The organism is Bacteroides sp. OF03-11BH, assembly GCF_003604005.1.
Classification (GTDB): Bacteria; Bacteroidota; Bacteroidia; order Bacteroidales; family Bacteroidaceae; genus Bacteroides; species Bacteroides ovatus.
Genome location: NZ_QTMW01000021.1, coordinates 34,245 through 57,174, shown reverse-complemented (window position 1 = coordinate 57,174; position 22,930 = coordinate 34,245). Strand labels below are relative to the sequence as shown.

The window sequence follows — 22,930 nt, the reverse complement described above, 5'->3', positions numbered from 1 at the left end:
TCATAAAGAGTTTCTAATTTCATTGCTAATAGGAAATTTCTTATATTTGCTGCAACTAATACTTAAACACAATAGTTGCAAATGGAATTTACAGAAGAGCAAATACTGTTGAGAGCTTTGTCACGAGGAGATGAGAAAGCTTTTGAGGTTTTGTTTATGCGTTATTTCCCGAGAGTGAAACGTTTTATATCCGGTTTACTTCAGGATGATATAACAGCAGAGGACTTTGCACAAGATATTCTCCTTAAACTATGGCAGAAGCGTGAGGAGATGGCAAAAATTGAAAATCTGAATGCCTACCTTTATCGGACTTCCCGGAATGCTGTGTACCAGCATTTACGACATATACTTTTGGTGAATGAATATGGAGAAAAGCAACAGGAGAATCTTTCCCGTCAGCAGAATGAGGATGCGGAAAACATTGAGGAAAATATGTTTGCCGAAGAATTACTGCTGTTGATACAGCATACGGTAGAGCAAATGCCCGCTCAACGAAAAAGAATTTATGAGATGAGCCGTAAAGAAGGCAAAAACAATGATGAGATAGCGCAACTGCTTGCAATAAACAAACGGACTGTAGAAAACCATCTCACACAAGCATTGGCTGATATCCGCAAGATGCTGAAACACTTTTATCTTTTCTAAATAAGACCACAAAACTCTTCTTTTATTCTCCTTTTTCAAAAAAGTAGAAAAAAATAGCTTTTAGACTGTGCGTGTATTCTATCTCGTGCATCTTATTAATAAACGAATAGAATAATGAAAAAGAAAAGCATATCAGAACTAATACATTTTTTTGTTCGCCATCCCCTGCAAAACTCTTTGCAGATGAAGTTTTGGTGTTGGCTGGTTTCTCCTGTTGATGCAGAAGATAAAGAAGAAGCTATACAGGAAGAGTGGACGAATATCATCGCTGAACCTGATGAGGCCACCCGGCGTTCATGGTATGAGGTTCGGCGTAAAGCGGGACTTGCAAATCCGAGAATAAAACCGCGTTGGGAAATCAAACCGCTTCTTCGCGTTGCTTCTATGATATTAATCCCCTTATTTTCAGTGCTATTGTCGTGGTATTATATAAATGATTATACTGATTCTTGCAAATTGGTAGAATATATTGTTCCCATGGGTGAACGGGGAGAATTGATTTTGCCGGATGGGACAAAGGTACAGGTCAATTCAGAGAGCAGTATCATTTACCCGAAAAGCTTTCGAGGCGATACACGTACTGTTTATCTTTCCGGAGAGGCGAATTTTGATGTCCATAAGGATAAGAAACATCCGTTTATTGTCAAGACATCTTTGTTATCAGTTCGTGCTTTAGGTACGAAGTTTAATATACAGGCATATTCGGAAGACAGGAAAACGACTACAACTCTTGAAAATGGAAAAGTGCAAATCAATAACCTGCTGGCACCAGACAGCTGTTTTATTCTTACTCCCGGTGAACAACTTGAATACAATCACCTGACTAAGAATTATGAAAAACGAAAAATAGATGTGATGATGGCTTCCGGTTGGACACGTGGTGAATTGAATTTTGTCGATTGCCATCTGGAGGATATTCTGAACACATTGGGACGACATTATAATGTAGAAATAAAGGCAGAACCGCATTTATACACAAATGATTTATATACCATTAAGCTTAGAAAGGGCGAACCTCTTCAAGCAGCAATTCATATTGTAACAATGACCGTCGGAGGTATGGAAAGCAAGGTCACAGACAATAAGGTTGTGATACTGACAGCTGCTTCACCGGCGAATAAGAGTAAGAAAGGAGGTACCCATCCATAAAAAGGTTGGACAAAACTGATCCTTTTGTCCAACCCGAAATAAATACCGTTATCATTTAAAATTTTAGGAAATAGTGAACCTTAAATGTAGTATTCATTTAATATACAAAAGTATGAATTTTAATTCTTATTTTACTATAAAACATACCAGTAATTTGCGTATTTTATTGTTAACCTTATTCTTTATAGTCCCTTTGGGTACTATCTATGGGCAGAATCAGTTGATTACTATTGCCGGAAAAAACATAACTTTGTTGAAAGCTTTTGATGCTATTGAAAGTCAGACTCAATTAAGCATTACTTATAGTCGGACTAAAATAGATGTGAATCGGACATTGAGTGTTGATTTTAAGAAACAAAAACTCTCTATTGTTTTGGATAAGTTGCTCGCGGGAACGGGGTTTACTTACAAGATAGAAAAAGGGTATATCGTTCTGGTTCCCGTACCGGTAAAACAAGAGCAAACGGAAGCAACTTCGAAAAAGATACAAGGAGTGATTGTAGATACGAATGGAGATCCGGTGATTGGTGCCAGTATTCAGGAGAAAGGAGTGGTCGGGAAAGGTACAGTTTCTGATTTGGATGGAAAATTTAACCTGTCAGTTGCGTCAAATGCTGTATTACTGATTTCATATATCGGTTTTCAGTCTCTTGAAGTAAAGGTGGGAAATCGGACAAGCTTGTCTTTGGTATTAAAAGAAGATCATCAGTTGCTGGATGAAGTAGTCGTTATCGGTTATGGAACAATGGAGAAACGTGCTGTGACCAGCTCCATTACTTCCATATCTTCAAAAGATTTAGTGACTGGATTGGGAGGCTCTACCATTGCGACTGCTCTGAAAGGAAAAATCTCCGGTATGAATGTTTCCGAAACTTCCAGTCCGAATGCCTCTGCTAGTTTCCAGCTTCGTGGGGTAGCTTCCATCAATGCTTCTTCTTCCCCTTTGATTGTGATAGACGGAATTCCTGGTGGTGATTTGCGTTCTATCAGTCAGGAAGATATTCAATCCATTGATGTTTTGAAGGATGCCTCTGCAGGTGCTATTTACGGAACAAGGGCAGCTGGTGGTGTCATTCTCGTGACTACCAAGAAAGCGAAAGAAGGTCCTATCACATTATCATATACAGGCGAGCTGTCCACCGAACAAGTTTCCAGAAGACCACAGGTCCTGGATCGCGATGCTTTCGTGAGGTTCGGTGTAGGAACAGATTTGGGAGCGTCTACCGATTGGTACGGTGAACTTTTAAATGAGGGAGCACTTTCCCAGCGCCATGTTGTCACCCTTTCGGGAGGGGGACATACAGCCAGAATATATGCCACTATTATGGCACAGGATCAGAAAGGTATTGCGATAGGCGATAATCGTAAAGATTATTCGGGGCGTATCAATGCAAACTTTAATCTTCTCAATGACTTGCTGGAAATAGGCTTACATACAGAATATCGTGAAGCACATCGGGATCAGCGGAGCAGTAGTTCCTGTTTCGACATGGCATTGAAGATGAATCCAACGGAACATGTTTATGATAGTACTAGTGAAACAGGCTATAATGTATTGGTTGGTGGTAGTGAATATTACAATCCATTAGCGGAAGTTATGCTCAAGCAGACGGATAATGTTGATAAATGGCTCAAGGCGGATGCTACGGTAAAGCTCAATCTGCCTGCCGGATTTTCGGCACAAGCCACTCTCGGATGGGAAGATTGCCAGTATCAGCAGACGCATTATGTATCCGCATTACACAGAACATCTTTGAATGGAAGTTATAAAGGAAAGGGATTTCACGGATATAGTAAAACAGTAAATGTTTCTTTTGAACCTACCATTAATTTCATGCGTGTTTTTGCAGATGACCATACGGTTAGTGCGGTGGCCGGATATAGCTATTGGGAAAACATTTCTGAAAACTTTGATATGTCTAACTTCGATTTCCCTGTGGATGGAGTAGGAGCTTGGGATATGGGAACAGGCAGCTGGCTTTCTGATGGAAAAGCAGCTATGTCTTCTCACAAATATCCTCGTGAACGTCTTATCTCCTTCTTTGGTCGGGCGAATTATAGCTATAAAGATCGCTATATGGTTACCGGAAGTGTTCGTCATGAGGGATCTTCCAAATTTGGAAAGAATCATCGCTGGGGAACATTCTGGGCTGTATCAGGTGGATGGCGTATATCCAATGAAGCCTTTCTGCATGATGTCAGTTTTCTTGATGACCTCAAAGTACGTGTCGGTTATGGTGTGACGGGAAATAACAATTTCTCTGCAGGAGCATCCACAGCCATGTACTCCTCCAATTCAATGTGGCCTTATAACGGTACATGGATCACTTCTTATGGACCGGCTCGTAATGTCAATAATGACTTGCATTGGGAAAAGAAAGCAGAGCTTAACATCGGTTTGGATTATGCGTTTCTGAATAACCGGCTTTTTGGAAAGTTCGATATATATAAAAGAAGAGTTTCCGGAATGTTATACAATATCAGTGTACCCAATCCTCCCGCCGTTTACGAGAAAACGACCATGAATTATGGTAATCTTGAGAATACCGGATGGGAGTTTGAGATTGGCGGAGTGCCTGTTAAAACGAAAGACTTTAACTGGACAACTACCATGCGTCTATCCCATTCTTCTTCCAAAATTACCTCTTTGTGGGGGAATAATACTTACCAGGATCGTGTAGGATTCCCGTCACCGGGAACGAACGGATCAGCCGGAAGAATTGAAGCAGGAACAAAGATCGGAAGCTATTATATCTGGAAATATGCCGGTATCACGGATAATGGAAGATGGCTTCTGTATGATAAGAACGACAATGTGATTCTTAGCGATAAGAAGACCACCTATGATGACAAGCGGTACATCGGTAATGCTATTCCTGCATTGATGGTATCATGGGATCATACCTTCACTTACAAGAACCTCTCTTTAGGTATCAACCTGCGTAGCTGGATCGATTTCGACGTGTTTAATACCATAAATATGTACTATGGACTTTCTGAAGTAGCAGGCCAGAACGTTCTTCGCAATGCGTACATTGACAACCGGCACATCAAAGAAGTAAAGCAGCTTTGCGATTACTGGCTTGAGGACGGCACTTTCTTAAAGATAGACGCCATTAGTCTGGGATATTCTCTTAACATGAAAAAGTGGCAGAAATATATAGATAAGATTGATCTTTACCTGACCGTCCGGAATGTGGCATGTTTCACGAAATATTCAGGACTTAATCCGGAAGTGAATGTCAACGGACTGGACCCTGGTTATGAATGGTTTAATAATATTTATCCTGAAACTCGTAGATATACCGTTGGTATGAAAATCCAATTCTAATATTAAAGTACCTATAAACTAATAAAATGATATGAGACGAAATATTTTAATCATTATCTCCTTCCTCACCCTTCTGGTGTCATCCGGTTGTACAAATCTGGATGAGAAGTGGTATTCCGAAGTCACTCCGGACACTTATTTCACGTCTAAGGAAACTGTTTATTCTTTCTTGGTACGCTCTTTCACACATTGGCGTTGGTTTCACGGATTCGACCGTGCCATTCTTCAAGAATGTACAACAGATGAGATGTGTGTCACACAAAAAGGAATACATTACAATGATGTCAGATATTCCCAACTGCAGCATCACGACTGGACACCTCTTCACCCCAACAACGAAGAAACCTGGCGTGGGGTAGGCATGGGAGTGGCAATGGCTTTAGCTTGTAAGGAAGACTTATCCGGTGTGGATTATGTATCACTGGGCATGACGGAAGAATTGAAAGCAGATCATCAGATGCAACTTCAGACATTGGTTGCCTATTTTTATCTGCGGGGACTTGATTTCTATGGGGGTATGCCTATTTACCGGCGCTCTACTACCGAGGAAGTTCCACGTTCCACTGCACGCGAAACCTTTAATTATGTGGAAGAACTGTTGCTTGCCGCTATTCCCAAATTAGAGAAAAAAAGAGCAGATATGCTGGAAGAAGGCTATTTACGTCAAGGAACTGCCGCCGCCCTTCTTGCTCAATTATATTTTAATGCGGAAGTCTACATGGGAGAGAACCGTTTTGCTGAATGTGCGCAGGTCTGCCAGGATCTATTAGATGGCAAATACGGTTATTACGAATTGGAGGAAGACTGGTTCGGTCCTTTCACTTTCGACAATAATAAATCTAAGGAAGTAATGTGGTCTGTTCAGTCGCAATATGCAAAAGGCACTTTGTTTCAATGGCAGTTCGAACGCTATAATCATTATAATGCAAAGAACTATTTTGATCTAAGCGGCTATTCTTCTACTAATGGTATGCATCTTCAGCCGTCTCTTAAACCCAATGGGGATCCCTATACGGATAAGCTTGGGCGACCTTTTGCCAAATTCAACAATAAAGATCTTCGTAAAAAATTGTACTTGTATAAAGGGAATGGAAAATACGAAGGAATGTTCCTTTATGGAAAATTACAGCGTACATCAAGAAGTGGTACAGAGGTGAAGTGTACGGGACTGTACGAATATCCGGGTGAGGTTCTTGAATTTGTCGATCAGGTGGCACAATTCAAGAAAGTGAAAGATGGAGAATATTCTTCAGTGAATGAGCTTCCCTCCAATATAAGTACCGGGGAAGAGAATTCCGGAATACGTTTGTGCAAACTACCGGTTCCCGACAATATCGACAAAACCATTGCTTTTAATCCGGATTATCCGGTTATTCGTTTTGCTGAAATCTATTATATGCTTGCTGAATGTAAATATAGAAGCGGCTATAAAAAAGAAGCAGCCAATCTTTTCAATGAAGTGCGTAAACGCAATTTCGAGAATAAAGCCGATCCTGATCCGGTGACCGAAACGAATATCGACAAGTACCGGATTCTTGATGAGTGGATGGTCGAGTTTCTGGGTGAACAGCGTCGTCGTACCGATCTTCGTCGTTGGGGGTTGTATACAACAGGTTCTTGGTGGGATCATAAACCTACTAACGACGATCATTATGAGCTTTTTCCTATTCCGGAAAAGTCAATTTCTGTCAGCAATGTCTTGAAGCAAAATCCGGGATACGGAGGCGGCAATGAAATGACTAAAGAAGAAGCCGGTATCTATAGTGTGAAACAAATCGATTAATCAACTATTAAAGAATAATATAATGAATAGCAAGATATTTTTTTTAGGAGCCATCATGTTGCTGCCTACATTCGCAAGTTGCCAACAAGAAAAGCCTTTTCCTGATGATGCAGTAGATAAAGTGTATGAATACCTTCCGGAGTGGCAGGCAGGTTATTTGGATATTCATCAGATTAGTACCGGAAGAGGTAATGCAGCCTATCTTATTTTTCCGGATGGGACTACCATGTTATTGGATGCAGGAGATTTAGGAGTACATTCAGGCACACAGGAAATTATGAAAGCAGTGCCTAATGATTCTAAGCGGCCTGCCGAATGGATTGCTCAATATATAAAACATTTCTCATTGCCATTAAAAAATAACGGAGCACTTGATTATGCCTTGCTCACTCACTTTGATACGGACCATATCGGACAGAATGGAAAACTGGCAATCGAAAAAGTAGGACTGGATTACAAACTTACCGGAATCACTCATGTTGGTAATCTTCTCAATATTTCCACTTTGATAGATCGTGGTTATCCTACTTATGATTATCCGACAGCAGCTAAAGTCTCTGGTGCTCATATCTCAAACTATAAATTATATGTTGCCGCTCGTGACAGGGAAGGTAAAAAGAATGAGGGATTTGTAATAGGAAGCAATAGTCAGATCAAACTCTTGAAAGATCCGGGCTCTTATCCTACATTCGAAGTACGTAATATCGTGGGTAATGGTAAAATTTGGACAGGTAGCGGAACAACAGCCAAAGAGCTTGTGCCTTCTACAGCCTCTTCAAGTGAACAGTTGAACGAAAACCGTTGCAGTTGTGGAATTCGTATCACATACGGTAATTTTGATTATTTCTCCGCAGGAGATATTCTAGGCGTAGAAAAAGCACCGGAATGGTTTGATATAGAAACGCCGGTAGCCAGATTGCTCGGTGAGACGGATGTGGTTGTTGCCAATCATCACGCTTATTCTGATGCTATGTGCGATACCTACATTTCCCAAGTGAAACCACAAGTCTATGTAATTCCCGTATGGGATTACTATCACCCTCAACCGGCAACGTTGAGCCGGATGCTGTCTCAAACTCTTTATCCTGGTGAACGGTCGGTTTTTGCTGCCGGTATGGTAGACAGTAACAGGAGCAGACTGGGTGAAGACGGCTTGAAGATAAAGCCTGCCGGACATGTTGTTACGCGTGTTTATCCGGGTGGAGAGAAGTTTCAGATCTTTGTATTAAATGATCGGAATGAAGCTTATGAGATACTATATAAAACAGGTGAGATTAAATCTAATAATTGATGAACATGAAAATTAAAGATTCAATAGTCTGGACAGCTTTTCTGGCTGTGATGGCAATCATAATGTTTCCGTCATGCTCTGACGAACATGAAGCCGGTATATTGGAAATAACAAATAATGAGATTATTCTTCAGGCGGAAGGTGATCCGGTTCAGGTGGAGGTGAAGTCCAATACCGAGTGGCGAATTGATTTTGTAGAATCAACCTGGTTCTCTACGGATATACGTGGAGCCCAGTCATCAAGAACTTATTTCACTGTGACTTATGATGAGAATATCAGTGATTCCGAACGTTTCTGTGATATTCGTGTGTTTACGAAAGATGGTAAGACTGCGGATGTAATCAAGATAAAACAATTATCCCGTTATCCATTTATTGTTCCTGCCAGTGATAAGATGGAGCTGTTTACTAAAGGAGGTGAATATGAAATGGAAATCTCTACCAATGTGCCCGAAACGGATATCGTTATTACGCCAACGGTGAACTGGGTGCAGGAGTATAGGATAAGTGATGGAAAGCTTTATTTTAATACGGAAACAAATTCGCAATCACCCCGTACAGGAAGTATTGTGTTGAGTTATGACGATCAGTACCAGCGTAAGGTCACGGCTACCATTAATCTCTCGCAAGCATATTCTGAATATGCGAATGCGGAACTTGTCAGTTATCCAACCGTACATGGTTATGCTGTCGGTGGAATTACTAACAATGTATATGTTGAAGGAACCATCGTAGCCAATGGCACTTCGAAGAACTTCCCGAGCAATCGCTATGTCATTCAGAATGAGGCAGGAGAGACAGTTGTGTTTGAGTCCGAATCTTTAATTACGTTTGCACAATTTGCCAAAGTGTCATTGTGTCTGAAAGATGGAATGATAAGAGAAGAATCAGAGGGTAGCTTTACTTATAGACTGATTAGCGGTATCACTGCTGCCCACGTAATCAGCTCGGAACTTTCTACCTTCACAATTCCTGAAAGAACGATTGCTGAACTTACGGATAATATGGTATTTAGTCTTGTGACCCTGAAAGATGTCGAGATTGCATCTCCGGTAGGTGCATTCACTAATTTCAAGACTACTGACCCGGGAGCTGCCGATCGTAAGATTAATAAAAACTATTGGGTAGAAAAGTTCCCTGCATATTACAGATACTATCCGACCTGTATAAGAGATAAAAACGGTTCTAATACATATATGCTTACTGCGTTTGAAGCTCCTTATGCTCACGAAACACTTCCTAAAGGTTCGGGAAGCATAACAGGAATGGTGGCGAAAGTGAAACTTACAAATTTCGACATCTCTGAAAGCCGGTTATGTATTCTTCCGCTTAACAGAGAAGATATTAACATCAGTGATATAAACGAGATCACTGATGTGCTTGTAGAATGGGATTGTAATGTACCCGATTGGAAAGAAATAGGCTCTTCTACTTTTACGGATTACCATCCTACGGGTGGCGAGGCATCGCAGGCGAATGCTCTTCTTAGCAAAGACGGAAATAAATATTTCCAGCAAACCTATGCAGACTACATTCTGGGATTCCAGGATGATTTCAGAGGAGATGTTAACCTTAACACGACCGATGGATACTATGGTCGTATGCGAGGCGGTGCTTTTAATAGTAAACCGTGGTCTACAAGTTCATATTTCTACGTAGACAAAATATCGACAGTAGGTATTTCTACATCCTTGTCTCTTCAGGTTGAAATGAATGCAAGTTGGGGAGGTGGCCCTGTTGCAGTGGTTGAATATGCTTATTCGATGAATGGTGAATGGATTAAAGTAGATAATTCAGAGTTTACCATTCTGGGACAGTTTGATAGAACGGCTGCAGGTGGACAGACGGAGAAGAACATTCCTGGTTATAAAGTCTATGACTTTAAGTTGCCGGATGCCTTATTGAACCGTGATAATATTTGCATCAGATTGCGACCGGTCAGACTCCCGGCAGGGGTATCCAGCTTCATGCCGCTTAGACTTGCTAATATCTCAATCAAATACAACAAATAATCAATAGGGAATATATATAAAATAATCGGAAGCAATAAAGGACATATCCTGATTGCTTCCGATTATCTTTTTATATGTGGATCTTGAACGATCTCTATTCAAAAAGAACGATATCTTATTTCTCCAACAATTCTTCTTTATTTTTCCAACAAATCCTTTAAGAAGTCGTCCAACTCCTTATCCAACCCTTTCAGCAATTCATCATTCACCAGTATGGTATCGTCGTCAATCAACAGCAATTCTGCTACAGTTTCTTTCTCTTCATCTACCAAAACGAAAGAATAAGGTTTCAGAATAGTCACTTTGTCGAAATCTCCGGCATCCTTCATTCTACAAAGAATGTTGCGAAGAGAAGGTTCCACGTTTTCAAGGAAATCATCCCCTTCATACGTAGCCCATTCTTCAATCATGATGTTTGCCAGTTCTTCATCATCATCGTTGTAAATATTAAGTTGTCCCGATGCCTGATCCGGTTGGAGATGGATATCGGTTACGACTGTTTGTTCACAGCTACATACATATTTAGCGACTGCCTTTTGGATAGCCGATTCGATAATAGATAATGATTGTTGGCTCAATTTCATGGGTTCCTTCTTTTTATAAGTTCAAAGGTATAAAAAAAATAAGATTTGATACACAATTTCCTTAAAAATCATCATTAAATCGGCTCATTTGCAATTTTAACTTGGGTAATTGAGCATTTCTCTCCTTTAGTTCAGCTAAATACAAAGTAGTAAGATAATAATTCGGCACATCATCAATGGTAGCTTGAGGGCTATCTGTGATGTTCTTTTTATCTATTTTTTTAGCTAGTTGTTGGGCCTTTTCTGCCCATTCTTCTGCTTTAGCCAAACTATCTTTCATTTCGTAGTAAACAGCAATGTTGAGAGCTGCCCGCATTTTTTTCTTTTGGTTCTTGGTACCTTCGAAAGCCTGACGCCAAAGTTCGTATGCGTCGTCCCATGAATTTTCGCGTACATAAATGGCAGCGTCACGCATAGGAACCGAACCACCAGTATAAAGATACCGTGTTCCTTTTTTCCAAATAGGGACAATATTTTTCACCGGAACCGTTCCTGCGAATGCTGCCGCTTCTTCCAGCATCTGCTTGTCGGGAATCATGCGAGTGGCGGCTTCTATGGCTGTACCTCCAAACTCTTCCCAAAAAATGCTATCATTAGGATGGAGCGTAGTCATCGGTCTGCTGCGTTCGGGAAGATAAACTTTCACCGTGGGATAAACTTTCACGTCTACTGCTCCTTGAAAGCAGTTGAACTCATCCAGATAGCGGACAGTCTTTGTTGCTTTGAGTTGCAGGTTTTCCAGCGCAATAATAAAGTCCACTCCCAAGTTAGAAGCCAGTTGACGCACTTCCTCCTGGCTCAATGTACTTTCGCGGGCCAGTTTATCATTGGCGCGTAAGGCAGAATCACAGATAACCACCTCATCGAAGTAGTTCTGCTGTGCTATTTCTTCTGCCAATGATTCAGTGGCTGTCTTAGGATCTCCATTGGCATAAGCTGTTGCACGACTTATCAATGGTGTACCTTCTTTAATTTTTTCAGTCTCTGTTATCAGTTTATTATCCGGGGCGTCGCTGGTGTTATTCACAATAGCTACTTTTCGGAGTTGCGGAGGAAAGCTCAAGTCGGCAGGTTGCAGATAATCAATGGGGATCTGTTCCAGACTCTGACAGCTACCCAGAGTCAGCAGGAATAAAACGATGAAAACCAGTGAATAAGATTTTGCCATAGTTTTGTTCTATTTAGTAATTTGAACAAAAGTACAACTTTGGAAGAATAAAAGAAAGTCTCAAACAGTTTTTAACCGTTTGAGACTTTCTTTTATAAGTTGAATATAGAGAGACTATGCCATAAAGCACATTACCCTACAATTTCCAACCTTTAATTTTTAATTATTAATTAATCAAAGGTTCTTTCCGTGGCAGTTTTTATACTTTTTCCCGCTTCCGCATGGACAAGGATCGTTACGACCTACTGTCTTCTCTGCACGAATCGGTTCACGTTTCTGCTGTTCACGAGTATCCTGACTTGCAGCAGCCTGCTGGTTCGGATCACTCAAATTTTCTTTGTTTTCGCGATACTTGCTCATATCCTGGCGTTGTTCAGGAGCAGCCTGACGCACTTCTACACGGCGTGCAGCTGATTCATCCGGAGCTTCCTGTACAGGAATTTGTCCACGCATCAAAATAGATATAGTCTGGTTATTGATCTTGTTCACCATAGCGTCAAACAAAGTCACAGATTCCAGTTTATAAATCAATAGCGGGTCTTTCTGCTCGTAGCTTGCATTCTGTACGGAATGTTTCAGTTCGTCCAGTTCGCGCAAGTTTTCTTTCCATGCTTCGTCGATTACGTGGAGCAAGATTGATTTCTCGAACGACTTCACCACTTCTTTAGATTCCGATTCGTAAGCCGCTTTCAGGTTACAAGAGATATTATACATCCGTTTACCGTCTGTAATAGGAATCAGGATGTTTTCGTACATGTGTCCCTGGTTTTCATATACCTGTTTGATAACCGGGTTAGCGATCTGTGCCAGACGTTCAGTTTTGCGTTTGAAGTTATCCATCGCAATGTTGAAAGTCTTTTCGGCCAACTTTTCTTTTTTCTCGTTACGGAATTCTTCTTCAGTGAACGGAGTTTCCATTGCTAATGTCTGAAGCAGTTCCATTTGGCAGCCTTCATAATCATTGTTTTCGATAGCATTGGCACAACGGTCCCAGATCATGTTCACGATGTCCATACCGATACGTTCACCCATCAAAGCGTGGCGACGTTTGGTGTAAACCACTGTACGTTGCTTGTTCATTACGTCGTCATATTCCAACAGACGTTTACGAATACCGAAGTTGTTTTCTTCCACTTTCTTCTGTGCACGTTCGATGGAGTTGGAAATCATCTTGTGTTCGATCATTTCGCCTTCCTGGAAACCGAGCTTGTCCATTACACTGGCGATACGGTCGGAAGAGAACAGACGCATCAAATCGTCTTCCAGTGATACGAAGAATACAGAAGAACCCGGGTCACCCTGACGTCCTGCACGACCACGCAACTGGCGGTCTACACGACGGGATTCGTGACGTTCCGTACCGATAATTGCCAAACCGCCCGCAGCCTTCACTTCCGGACTTAACTTGATGTCGGTACCACGACCAGCCATATTGGTAGCAATGGTTACTGTTCCGCTTAAACCGGCGGTAGCAACGATGTCCGCTTCTTTCTGGTGCAGTTTGGCGTTCAATACCTTGTGCTCAATCTTACGCATGGTAAGCATCTTGCTCAACATTTCGGAGATTTCTACCGAAGTAGTACCCACCAATACCGGACGTCCTGCTTGAACCAATTTTTCGATTTCCTCGATAACAGCTTTATACTTTTCGCGTTTCGTCTTGTAAACGCGGTCGTTCATATCCTTTCTTGCAATCGGACGGTTGGTCGGGATCACGACTACGTCCAATTTGTAGATATCCCAAAGTTCGCCTGCTTCCGTTTCAGCAGTACCGGTCATACCGGACAGTTTGTGATACATACGGAAGTAGTTTTGCAAAGTAATTGTTGCAAAGGTCTGCGTAGCAGCTTCCACTTTCACACGTTCCTTGGCTTCGATAGCCTGGTGCAATCCGTCAGAGTAGCGGCGACCTTCCATGATACGGCCTGTCTGCTCGTCTACGATCTTCACCTGTCCGTCGATCACTACATATTCATCATCTTTCTCGAACATGGTGTAAGCCTTCAACAGCTGGTTGATGGTGTGTACACGTTCCGATTTGATGGCATAGTTTGTCAGAAGTTCATCTTTCTTTTCAAGCAGTTGTTCGTTGGTCAGATTCAGGTTTTCCAATTCCGAAAGTTGTCCAGCGATGTCCGGAAGCACGAATAATGTCGGGTCTTCAGAGTTACCGGTAATCAGGTCTACACCCTTATCTGTCAGGTCTACGCTATTCAGTTTTTCGTCAATTACGAAGTACAGCGGATCAGTCACTTCATGCATACGCTTGTTGTTCTGTTCCATGTAGATCTCTTCCGTCTTGAGCATACCTGCCTTGATACCCTGTTCACTAAGGAACTTAATCAAAGCCTTGTTTTTCGGCAATGCCTTGTGGCTGCGGTATAAAGCGAGGAATCCTTCTTCCACCTCTTTCTTATCGTTGGATGCGATCAGTTTTTTTGCTTCGGAAAGATATTTGGTAGCCAGTACCTTTTGTGCCTCTACCAGACGTTCCACTAACGGACGGAGTTGCTCGAACAACTGGTCATCGCCTTTGGGTACAGGACCGGAGATAATCAACGGAGTACGTGCGTCGTCAATCAATACCGAGTCGACCTCATCGACGATGGCATAATTGTGCTGACGTTGTACAAGGTCTTTCGGGCTGATAGCCATGTTGTCACGCAGGTAGTCGAAACCGAATTCATTGTTTGTACCAAAAGTGATATCTGCCAGATATGCCTGACGACGTGCGTCGGAGTTCGGCTGATGACGGTCGATACAATCTACGCTCAAACCGTGGAACATATAAAGAGGACCCATCCATTCGGAGTCACGTTTGGCGAGGTAATCATTCACGGTAACCACGTGTACGCCGTTTCCGGTCAATGCGTTGAGGAATACCGGGAGTGTAGCTACCAATGTTTTACCTTCACCGGTTGCCATTTCCGCAATCTTACCTTTATGCAGAACGACACCACCAAAGAGCTGTACATCGTAGTGAACCATGTTCCACAATGTATCGTTACCACCGGCTACCCAGTGATTCTGATAGATGGCCTTGTCGCCTTCGATGCGTACGAAATCTTTTGTAGCAGCCAGTTGACGGTCGAAGTCGGTAGCCGTTACGACGATTTCTTCATTTTCTGTAAAACGTTTGGCAGTAGCCTTTACGATAGAAAAAGCAACAGGCAGTACTTCGTCCAGTGCTTTTTCATATTTTTCCAGAATTTCTTTTTCTGTCTTATCGATTTGTACGAAGACTTCTTCGCGGTCTTCCAGTTCGAGAGTTTCAATGCTTGCCTTCAACTCTTCCACCTTCGCACGTTCAGCAGTAGCCGATTCATGGATATATTTTTTGAGTTCTTCCGTTTTGGCACGGAGGGCGTCGTTGTCTAGTTTTTCAATCTCCGGGTAAGCAGCTTTGATCTTTTCCACCCAGGGCTTGATTTCTTTCATGTCTCGTGTGGATTTGTTTCCGAAAACCGAGCTTAAAAATTCATTAAATCCCATGTTATATTATTTAGTTTATTATTTATCTTTTTCTTATTGCAGGCCACATTCATCCGGATAGATTTTCTCATTCCGCACACAGATTCAAGAAAGAAATCTGTGTGAATCGATCGATTATGTGACGAATAATCTCCGCAAAGTTACATTAAAATGCTGATTTATTTATGTTTTGCTCCCTGTTTTTGTGAGTAAATTTTTACCGCAGGTCGGTAATAGGAGCAGAAGTACAGGCGTTGGGAGCCCGGATACGCATAAAATGTGCCAGTGTAGGCGCAATATGGTCAATGGTTACAGGTGTCTGGATAATGGCCGGTTTCACGGAATGTCCCATGAAAATCAGCGGTGAGGGAATATAGGAATGACGTACCACTTTATTGTCTCCGCCGTTCTCGTTGACGATAGTCCATCCGGGGAGGACATCGATTACGAGGTCACCCGAACGTTTGCGGTGGTAGCCGTTACGTATTTTGTAGATTTCCGGAGTCCATGAACCCAGCAATAGCCGGTTAGCCGAATAGGCTTCGTTCACTCCGCTGAACTGCATCAGGAATTCTGCTGACTTTTGTTGGATCTCTGCCAGATTCAGTTCTTTCTTTTCCAATAACTTATGATTCAGATAAATCTGCTGGTTATGGTGAGCTTCCACATACTTTCCTTCGCCATACGTAGCCATCAGGTACATATTCAATAGAGCCGCACAACGGTTGAGGTAAAACTCTCCGCCGGGCACTTTGTACAATCCCGAATCAGGCGATTCGCTGTCTATATATCCGGTGGAAGTGACGAAAATAAGTACATTTTGCAGTCCTACTTTCTTATCAAGAACTTCGAGCAGGTCGGCAATGCTGCGGTCAAGACGCACGTAGGTGTCTTGTATTTCCATAGCACATTCCTGTACGGATTTGTGCGCATAGTTTCCAGCATAATAAGTGAGTGCCAATAAGTCAGTAATGTCATCCATGCCGATGGAGCTTTTGTTCAATGCTTCTTCGGCAAGCGCATTCACTTCATCATTCACAAAAGGGCTGGCGATGAAGCGGCGGTATTTATTACTGCGGTCATCATCGAATTTATATTTGAAGAGCATATCCCGCCAATCTGGCAGGAAAGTGTACATGCCCCGGGGAAATATGGGTTCCCATGTCATACCGGCAATACGGAAATCGATCGCTTGACGGTCGTTATATTGGCTTGCCCACCACGGAAACTCTCCATAATAGGTGGTTCCACTCCATTTTCCGGTGTTGGGATTGAGCCAAAAAGCAGCGTTTCCGGCATGTCCGGCTGCAAAAAGTGCGGCATCGCAATCAGGTGCAATGGCATATACGAGTCCTTTGCCTTGTGTCGCTATTTTCAGCTCGTCGGCAATGGTTGAAGTCAGAAGTTTGGTGGGGGCGACAGTCTGGTCGGTGTAATACCCCATAAATGCCGTGTCGTCTGTGCTGTTGACGGGGCGAAGGGTAGAGGCATCCATCCAGCGTTGAGAAATAATTCCGTTCATGGAAGGCGTCGTACCGCTATAAATAGCCGCTATGGCAGAAGCGCGGTCTATACCGCAGAAGGTATATTCGGCATTATGGAACACTCTTCCCTCTTTCCAAAGACGTTTGAAGCCTTTCTCACCGTAGAGTGACGAAAAAGCTTCCAGATAGTCCGTACGTAATTGGTCAATCGTCAGCCCTACCACTAATTTAGGGGCGGCAGGTAGTGACTGGGCTTGTAGCCCGGTGAAAGTCAGTACGGTGATGAGGGAAGTTAGTAGTCCTTTCATTATTTCTTTTTAGATGTCACAATCAGATTGCTCGCTGAACGTATCAGCAAAACGAGTGCCAAAGGTACAACAGCAAAGTCAAATCTTTGCGGAATTACCGGAAAAAGCACTATAAAAAGTGTTAAAACCGCCAGATTCAGGGTTAAATACCAACATTTCTTCCCTTTTCGGACACAATATATAATGTATGGCAAGAAAAGAAGTTGCCCCGGATGGAATACCAATAATAGGAAATTAGAGCTGACTGCCGGGTGTTGGGAGAAGAGTGCGAGAAATGCAAGGACACATCCCACAATACCCGCTATACCAAAAAGGAAGAGGTCGATTCCCCATAATCCGGTTCTCCGGCGGATTCCATAGATTGTGGCGGCGGCTGTCAGTATGAATAAGAGTAAGGAGCATTGAAGCGGAGTAGGCATCCAGTCGCTTTCATCCGGTTCGGGAGTGGCATCAACAACCAGCTCGTTGGCCGTTATGAGTGGGCGCTGGATAGAATCGCCTTTAATTTGTGCACCGTCGAAAGCATCCATCAGGTAGAAAGGGGCAAACATCATCTGACGTTGTGTGATGGGCTGGTCGGCTTCACTTCCGATACAGAGATCAATGCCGAAACGTGCCCACGGATGTCCTTTGCAATACTGATGTACAATGTCGCGGAAAGTGAGGGAGCCATCCTGCGGTTCTGCGGGATAAATCACTTTTCCTGCAATGCTTTCTTCTATCTTGTCCCGGGGGCGGGTAGCACAATTATCGTAAAAGAAATTATAACGATACACCCGGTTTTCCGGACGATAGTTTTCTTGTAATAACCGGATCAGTTCTGTCTTTTCTTCATCGGTCAGATTGAGCGTTTGCTGCCATACGCTGCGTCCGAAAAATGCGTATTCAGCTGCAAAACGTTCATAATCCGTTGCTCCCAGTTGGTAGTCTGTTTCTCCGAGCGAGAAGCGGAAAATGAAGTTGGGAGTGTTGAAACTGAACAATCCGTAGTTGAATACAACGTCAATCCCTTGTGAAGAATTTTCGTAACGGATGGCAGTATGTCCGAATAGGGAATATATTTCCTCTCCGGGGGCACAAGTCAACAGACTCAAACGGATGGAGTCGTTGTTGTTGGCAGATGCTTGTCCGGTGGGCAGAAGCAACAGGAAGAAGGAGAGGATGGTGTATGAGAAAAACCGTTTCATTAGCTGGTTCGTTTTATTTCGGTGGCAAATATAGAAAGAATAGTTGGATTCGGGAAAACGGAGCCTCTATTTTATCAGAATAAAGGCTCTATATGGCTTAAACAGAGGCGCTGTTTTCTTTAAATGGAGCCTCTGTTTGGGTGAAATAATGTTTCTGCTTGAACGGAAAATCGGTTACAAAATAGTGGAACACTTTTTGGAACGCTGTTTTTCTCTTGTAATCTGTTGCTTGTTAGTTGTTTATGATGTAATAAAAAAAGACTGCCGAACGCAAAGTGGAATACATAATAAACAATAAAAGATAATTGATCTATTTAAAAATAGATAGTTCGATTTTTTTGTTTTTGGGGATTTCTAAAATGAAAAAAAGAAGATAATTCCTCTTCTATGCTTCAACTTTTCTTTTTTTACTTTACCTTTGCGCCCGCTAAAGAACCAAAAGATTTGAATTTAATAATCGACATAGGAAATACAAAGGCAAAGATTGCTTTCTTCGACGGCGGAGAAATCGTGGATATAGTAGCTGAATCCAATCAATCGCTGGGTTGCTTGAAGGCTTTTTGTTCCAAATATCCGGTTGAACAGGGGATTGTGGCTACTGTCATTGATTTAAGCGAAAAGGTATTAGCTGATTTGGCAGCTTTGCCGTTTCCTTTGCTCTGGCTCAATCATCAGACTCCGCTTCCGGTTGTCAATCTGTACGAAACTCCTGAAACATTGGGGTACGATCGTATGGCTGCCGCAGTTGGTGCTAATGAGCAATTCCCTCATCGGGATGTGTTGGTTATTGATGCCGGAACTTGCATCACTTATGAATTTATCGACTCAAAAGGTCAGTATCATGGTGGTAATATTTCTCCCGGTATGCAGATGCGTTTTAAAGCACTTCATCAGTTTACGGGGCGTTTGCCTCTGGTGGACACCAACGGGCGCAAACTCCCGATGGGACGGGACACCGAAACGGCTATACGTGCCGGAGTGATGAAAGGGATGGAATACGAAATTTCAGGTTATATTGAGTCTATGAAGCATAAATATCCTGAACTTTTGGTTTTTTTAACGGGCGGAGATGAATTTTCTTTTGATAGCAGCGTAAAAAGTATCATCTTTGCAGATAGATTTTTAGTGTTGAAAGGATTAAATAGAATTTTAAACTATAATAATGGTAGGATTTAAACACACACTTTGTGCGCTTTTGCTCACGATGGTTACCGGAATGGCAATCGCTCAAAATAATACAAACTCTCCTTATACACGATATGGCTATGGCGACTTGTCCGATCAGAGTTTCGGTAACAGCAGGGCGATGGGGGGAATTGCTTTTGGACTTCGGGATGGAGCACAGATCAATCCGCTGAATCCTGCTTCGTATACAGCCATTGACTCATTGACATTCCTCTTTGAAGGAGGTGTCAGTCTGCAAAATATGAATATTAGCGGTAGCGGTGTGAAACTGAACGCTAAAAACTCCAGTTTTGACTATCTGGCTATGCAATTTCGTTTGCATCCGAGGATAGCGATGAGTATCGGATTATTGCCGTTCTCCAATGTGGGATATTCAGTGTCGGATACACAGGCTGCAACAGATCCTACTACCGGTAATACGGCTGATTATGCCAGAAGCTATACCGGAGATGGAGGTTTGCATCAATTATATGCCGGAGTGGGAGTGAAAGTGCTCAAAAACCTTTCGGTAGGTGTGAATGCTTCTTATTTCTGGGGAGATATTAATCGGACACGTGTCCTTTATTTCCCAAGTGTATCAGGTGCTTATAATTATAATCACCAGTCGGTTGCGTCAGTGTCGAGCTATAAACTTGATTTTGGAGCACAATATACATTCGATATTAATAAAAAACATTCAGTGACAATTGGAGCTATATATTCTCCGAAGTTGAAACTGGGTAATGACTATAGTGTAACGACACAAATGGTTTCAAATTCTACGGGTACAGCGGTTTCTACTACAACATTGAAACCGGATGCAACGTTTGAAGTTCCTAATACATTTGGCGCCGGATTTACATATAACTATGACAAACGCCTGACTGTTGGTCTGGATTATAGTTTGCAACAATGGTCAAAAACGAAATTTGACGTAAATACATCAGATGAAGCTGTACGTGAGGATTTTAATGAAACATATACGTATTGCGATCGTCATAAAATATCAGTGGGTGCGGAATACATTCCTAATTTGATGGGACGTTCCTATTTATCCCATATTAAATACCGTCTGGGAGCTTATTATACGACTCCGTATTATAAGATCGGCGGCAAAGAGGCTACCCGTGAATATGGCGTAACTGCCGGTTTCGGTCTGCCTGTGCCTCGTTCCCGTTCCATTCTTAGCATCAGCGGACAATTTGTCCGTATCAGTGGACAGGAATCGGCTTTTGTAAATGAAAACATCTTCCGCGTGAGCATCGGATTGACGTTCAACGAACGTTGGTTCTTCAAACGCAGAGTGGAGTAATGAGATGAATGTAAGAAAGAATAGACGACTTATAATAACAACTAAAATTTAGATACAATGAAAATTAAAACGCTTGTGGCTATGTTGTTCCTTTCGGCAGGAGCAACCACTGTGGTAGCACAGGATGCGTCTAACTGTAACTCGAACAGTAGTATCTCGCATGAAGCTGTGCGTGCTGGTAATTTTAAAGATGCGTATACTCCTTGGAAAGCTGTGTTGGAAAACTGTCCGACGCTTCGTTTCTATACCTTTACTGACGGATATAAGATTCTGAAAGGCTTGATGGGACAAATCAAGGATCGGAATAATGCAGATTATCAGAAATATTTTAATGAACTGATGAATACGCATGACTTGCGTATTAAATACACAGATGAGTTTCTAGCTAAAGGTACAAAAGTGTCTTCTGCCGACGAAGCTCTGGGTATCAAAGCAGTAGATTATATCGCTTTTGCTCCGAAGATTGATGTGAATCAGGCTTATCAATGGTTGAGTCAGTCTGTAAATGCAGTGAAAGGCGAATCGGCAGGTGCGACTATCTTCTATTTCCTGCAAATGTCTTTGGATAAACTGAAAACGGATCCGAATCATAAAGAACAGTTCATTCAGGACTATCTGGCTGCTTCTGAATATGTAGACGCTGCTATTGCTGCTGAAGCCAGCGAAGCAAAGAAGAAACCTTTGCTGGGTATCAAGGATAACTTAGTGGCTTTGTTTGTAAACAGTGGAACAGCTGATTGCGAATCACTGCAAAACATCTATGGACCGAAAGTAGAAGCTAACCAGACTGACTTGGCTTACTTGAAGAAAGTTATCGACATCATGAAAATGATGAAATGTACTGAAAGCGAAGCTTATTTGCAAGCATCTTACTATGCTTACAAGATGGAACCGACAGCAGAAGCTGCTACCGGATGTGCTTATCAGGCATTTAAGAAAGGTGATATTGACGGTGCTGTGAAATTCTTTGACGAAGCAGTGAACCTGGAAACAGACAATGTGAAGAAAGCTGAAAAAGCATACGCTGCCGCAGCAGTATTGGCTTCTGCCAAAAAGCTGTCTCAAGCAAGAGCATATTGCCAGAAAGCAATTGGTTTTAACGAAAACTACGGTGCTCCATACATCCTGATTGCTAATCTTTATGCAATGAGTCCCAACTGGAGCGACGAACCTGCTTTGAACAAATGTACTTACTTTGCAGTGATTGACAAACTGCAACGTGCAAAACAAGTGGATCCGAGCGTAGCTGAAGAAGCTAACAAATTGATCGGTAGATATTCTGGTCATACTCCGCAAGCTAAAGACCTATTTATGTTAGGTTACAAGCAAGGCGACCGCATCACTATCGGCGGTTGGATAGGAGAGACTACAACGATTAGATAAATGTATGTTGCGAAAACGAAGAAACCGTTTATTGCATAAAAGCATGAGCATAACAATTACCTCCGGGGTGATTGTTATGCTTCTTTTATTATCTTCCTGTGGCGGAAAGAAGAAAGCTATGGGTGAGGCTATCACGGAACGTGATTCCCTTCCGATGATGACAACATTGGGAGTCACCACCCTTATCTCCGATTCCGGAGTGACACGCTACAGAGTGAATACGGAAGAATGGTCGGTGTACGACCGTAAGAAACCATCCTATTGGGCCTTTGAGAAGGGCGTATATCTGGAACAGTTCGACTCTATCTTTCATATAGAAGCCAGTATCAAAGCGGATACTGCCTACTATTATGACAAAGAAAGGCTTTGGAAGCTGATAGGGAACGTAGATATACAGAACCGGAAAGGAGAGCGTTTTAATACGGAACTGCTGTACTGGAACGAAGCTACCCAAAAGGTATATTCCGACAAGTTTATACGTATTCAACAACCGGACAGAATTATTGCAGGGCATGGATTCGACTCGAACCAGCAAATGACCATATATACCATCCATAATATCGAAGGTATTTTCTATGTGGATGAGGAAGCAGGTGGTCCGCCCCAACCGGAAACAAAAGCGCTGCCGGATTCAGTGCGAAAAGATTCTGTGAAATAA

General features: G+C 42.3%; 15 protein-coding genes. 10 read left to right on the top strand and 5 right to left on the bottom strand.

Going from position 1 to position 22,930, the window contains the following annotated elements; all coding sequences use genetic code 11:
• The first annotated feature begins 81 nt into the window (after positions 1-81).
• From DXA54_RS16085 to DXA54_RS16060, 6 genes are all read left to right on the top strand, one after another.
• Entirely contained in the window at positions 82-645 is a 564-nt protein-coding gene (locus DXA54_RS16085) for an RNA polymerase sigma-70 factor (RefSeq protein ID WP_120080037.1), read from the top strand.
• A 114-nt stretch (positions 646-759) separates the two neighbouring features.
• Positions 760-1,794 (top strand): FecR family protein, encoded by a 1,035-nt coding sequence (locus DXA54_RS16080; RefSeq protein WP_120080035.1) that lies wholly within the window; start codon positions 760-762, stop codon positions 1,792-1,794.
• Positions 1,795-1,906: 112 nt separating this feature from the next.
• On the top strand, positions 1,907-5,125 hold the full coding sequence (locus DXA54_RS16075) for a SusC/RagA family TonB-linked outer membrane protein (protein WP_120080033.1): 3,219 nt from the start codon (positions 1,907-1,909) through the stop codon (positions 5,123-5,125).
• 31 nt (positions 5,126-5,156) lie between these two features.
• On the top strand, positions 5,157-6,908 hold the full coding sequence (locus tag DXA54_RS16070) for a RagB/SusD family nutrient uptake outer membrane protein (protein ID WP_004301867.1): 1,752 nt from the start codon (positions 5,157-5,159) through the stop codon (positions 6,906-6,908).
• A 22-nt stretch (positions 6,909-6,930) separates the two neighbouring features.
• Positions 6,931-8,199, top strand: a complete 1,269-nt coding sequence (locus DXA54_RS16065; RefSeq protein WP_004304648.1) for a ComEC/Rec2 family competence protein — start codon at positions 6,931-6,933, stop codon at positions 8,197-8,199.
• Complete coding sequence (locus DXA54_RS16060) at positions 8,199-10,211, top strand: DUF5689 domain-containing protein (protein ID WP_004304649.1); 2,013 nt, start codon at positions 8,199-8,201, stop codon at positions 10,209-10,211. The genes DXA54_RS16065 and DXA54_RS16060 overlap by 1 nt, the downstream gene beginning before the upstream one ends.
• A 137-nt stretch (positions 10,212-10,348) precedes the next feature.
• Here DXA54_RS16060 and DXA54_RS16055 read toward each other — a convergent pair whose 3' ends face one another.
• The 5 genes from DXA54_RS16055 to DXA54_RS16035 form a co-directional block, all read right to left on the bottom strand.
• Positions 10,349-10,795, bottom strand: coding sequence for a hypothetical protein (locus DXA54_RS16055; protein WP_004301870.1), 447 nt, complete (start codon positions 10,793-10,795; stop codon positions 10,349-10,351).
• Positions 10,796-10,856: 61 nt separating this feature from the next.
• Positions 10,857-11,963 carry a DUF6340 family protein gene (locus DXA54_RS16050; RefSeq protein ID WP_004304650.1) on the bottom strand — a complete coding sequence of 369 codons (1,107 nt, stop codon included), beginning with the start codon at positions 11,961-11,963 and terminating at the stop codon, positions 10,857-10,859.
• Positions 11,964-12,137: 174 nt separating this feature from the next.
• Positions 12,138-15,455, bottom strand: coding sequence for a preprotein translocase subunit SecA (gene secA / locus DXA54_RS16045; RefSeq protein WP_004304652.1), 3,318 nt, complete (start codon positions 15,453-15,455; stop codon positions 12,138-12,140).
• Between the two features lie 196 nt (positions 15,456-15,651).
• A complete protein-coding gene (locus tag DXA54_RS16040) occupies positions 15,652-17,226 on the bottom strand; it encodes an alkaline phosphatase family protein (protein WP_004301873.1) in 1,575 nt (524 codons plus the stop codon).
• Positions 17,226-18,413, bottom strand: a complete 1,188-nt coding sequence (locus tag DXA54_RS16035) for a DUF4105 domain-containing protein (RefSeq protein WP_120080031.1) — start codon at positions 18,411-18,413, stop codon at positions 17,226-17,228. Before DXA54_RS16035 ends, DXA54_RS16040 begins: the two co-directional genes overlap by 1 nt.
• Positions 18,414-18,800: 387 nt before the next feature.
• Here DXA54_RS16035 and DXA54_RS16030 point away from each other — a divergent pair, with 387 nt between their 5' ends.
• From DXA54_RS16030 to lptC, 4 genes are read left to right on the top strand one after another with little or no spacing between them, the layout of a single operon-like run.
• Positions 18,801-19,589, top strand: a complete 789-nt coding sequence (locus DXA54_RS16030; RefSeq protein ID WP_165863260.1) for a type III pantothenate kinase — start codon at positions 18,801-18,803, stop codon at positions 19,587-19,589.
• A complete protein-coding gene (locus DXA54_RS16025; protein WP_120080029.1) occupies positions 19,576-20,889 on the top strand; it encodes an outer membrane protein transport protein in 1,314 nt (437 codons plus the stop codon). The genes DXA54_RS16030 and DXA54_RS16025 overlap by 14 nt, the downstream gene beginning before the upstream one ends.
• A gap of 57 nt (positions 20,890-20,946) precedes the next feature.
• Entirely contained in the window at positions 20,947-22,272 is a 1,326-nt protein-coding gene (locus tag DXA54_RS16020) for a hypothetical protein (RefSeq protein WP_004325020.1), read from the top strand.
• 43 nt (positions 22,273-22,315) lie between these two features.
• Positions 22,316-22,930 (top strand): LPS export ABC transporter periplasmic protein LptC, encoded by a 615-nt coding sequence (lptC, locus tag DXA54_RS16015; RefSeq protein WP_207903507.1) that lies wholly within the window; start codon positions 22,316-22,318, stop codon positions 22,928-22,930.

What these genes read in the sequence shown, in the direction of transcription:
- DXA54_RS16085 (WP_120080037.1), top strand. Translation starts at nt 82, where the DNA reads ATGGAATTTACAGAAGAGCAAATACTGTTGAGAGCTTTGTCACGAGGA.
- DXA54_RS16080 (WP_120080035.1), top strand. Translation starts at nt 760, where the DNA reads ATGAAAAAGAAAAGCATATCAGAACTAATACATTTTTTTGTTCGCCAT.
- DXA54_RS16075 (WP_120080033.1), top strand. Translation starts at nt 1,907, where the DNA reads ATGAATTTTAATTCTTATTTTACTATAAAACATACCAGTAATTTGCGT.
- DXA54_RS16070 (WP_004301867.1), top strand. Translation starts at nt 5,157, where the DNA reads ATGAGACGAAATATTTTAATCATTATCTCCTTCCTCACCCTTCTGGTG.
- DXA54_RS16065 (WP_004304648.1), top strand. Translation starts at nt 6,931, where the DNA reads ATGAATAGCAAGATATTTTTTTTAGGAGCCATCATGTTGCTGCCTACA.
- DXA54_RS16060 (WP_004304649.1), top strand. Translation starts at nt 8,199, where the DNA reads ATGAACATGAAAATTAAAGATTCAATAGTCTGGACAGCTTTTCTGGCT.
- DXA54_RS16055 (WP_004301870.1), bottom strand. Translation starts at nt 10,795, where the DNA reads ATGAAATTGAGCCAACAATCATTATCTATTATCGAATCGGCTATCCAA.
- DXA54_RS16050 (WP_004304650.1), bottom strand. Translation starts at nt 11,963, where the DNA reads ATGGCAAAATCTTATTCACTGGTTTTCATCGTTTTATTCCTGCTGACT.
- secA (WP_004304652.1), bottom strand. Translation starts at nt 15,455, where the DNA reads ATGGGATTTAATGAATTTTTAAGCTCGGTTTTCGGAAACAAATCCACA.
- DXA54_RS16040 (WP_004301873.1), bottom strand. Translation starts at nt 17,226, where the DNA reads ATGAAAGGACTACTAACTTCCCTCATCACCGTACTGACTTTCACCGGG.
- DXA54_RS16035 (WP_120080031.1), bottom strand. Translation starts at nt 18,413, where the DNA reads ATGAAACGGTTTTTCTCATACACCATCCTCTCCTTCTTCCTGTTGCTT.
- DXA54_RS16030 (WP_165863260.1), top strand. Translation starts at nt 18,801, where the DNA reads ATGCTTCAACTTTTCTTTTTTTACTTTACCTTTGCGCCCGCTAAAGAA.
- DXA54_RS16025 (WP_120080029.1), top strand. Translation starts at nt 19,576, where the DNA reads ATGGTAGGATTTAAACACACACTTTGTGCGCTTTTGCTCACGATGGTT.
- DXA54_RS16020 (WP_004325020.1), top strand. Translation starts at nt 20,947, where the DNA reads ATGAAAATTAAAACGCTTGTGGCTATGTTGTTCCTTTCGGCAGGAGCA.
- lptC (WP_207903507.1), top strand. Translation starts at nt 22,316, where the DNA reads ATGAGCATAACAATTACCTCCGGGGTGATTGTTATGCTTCTTTTATTA.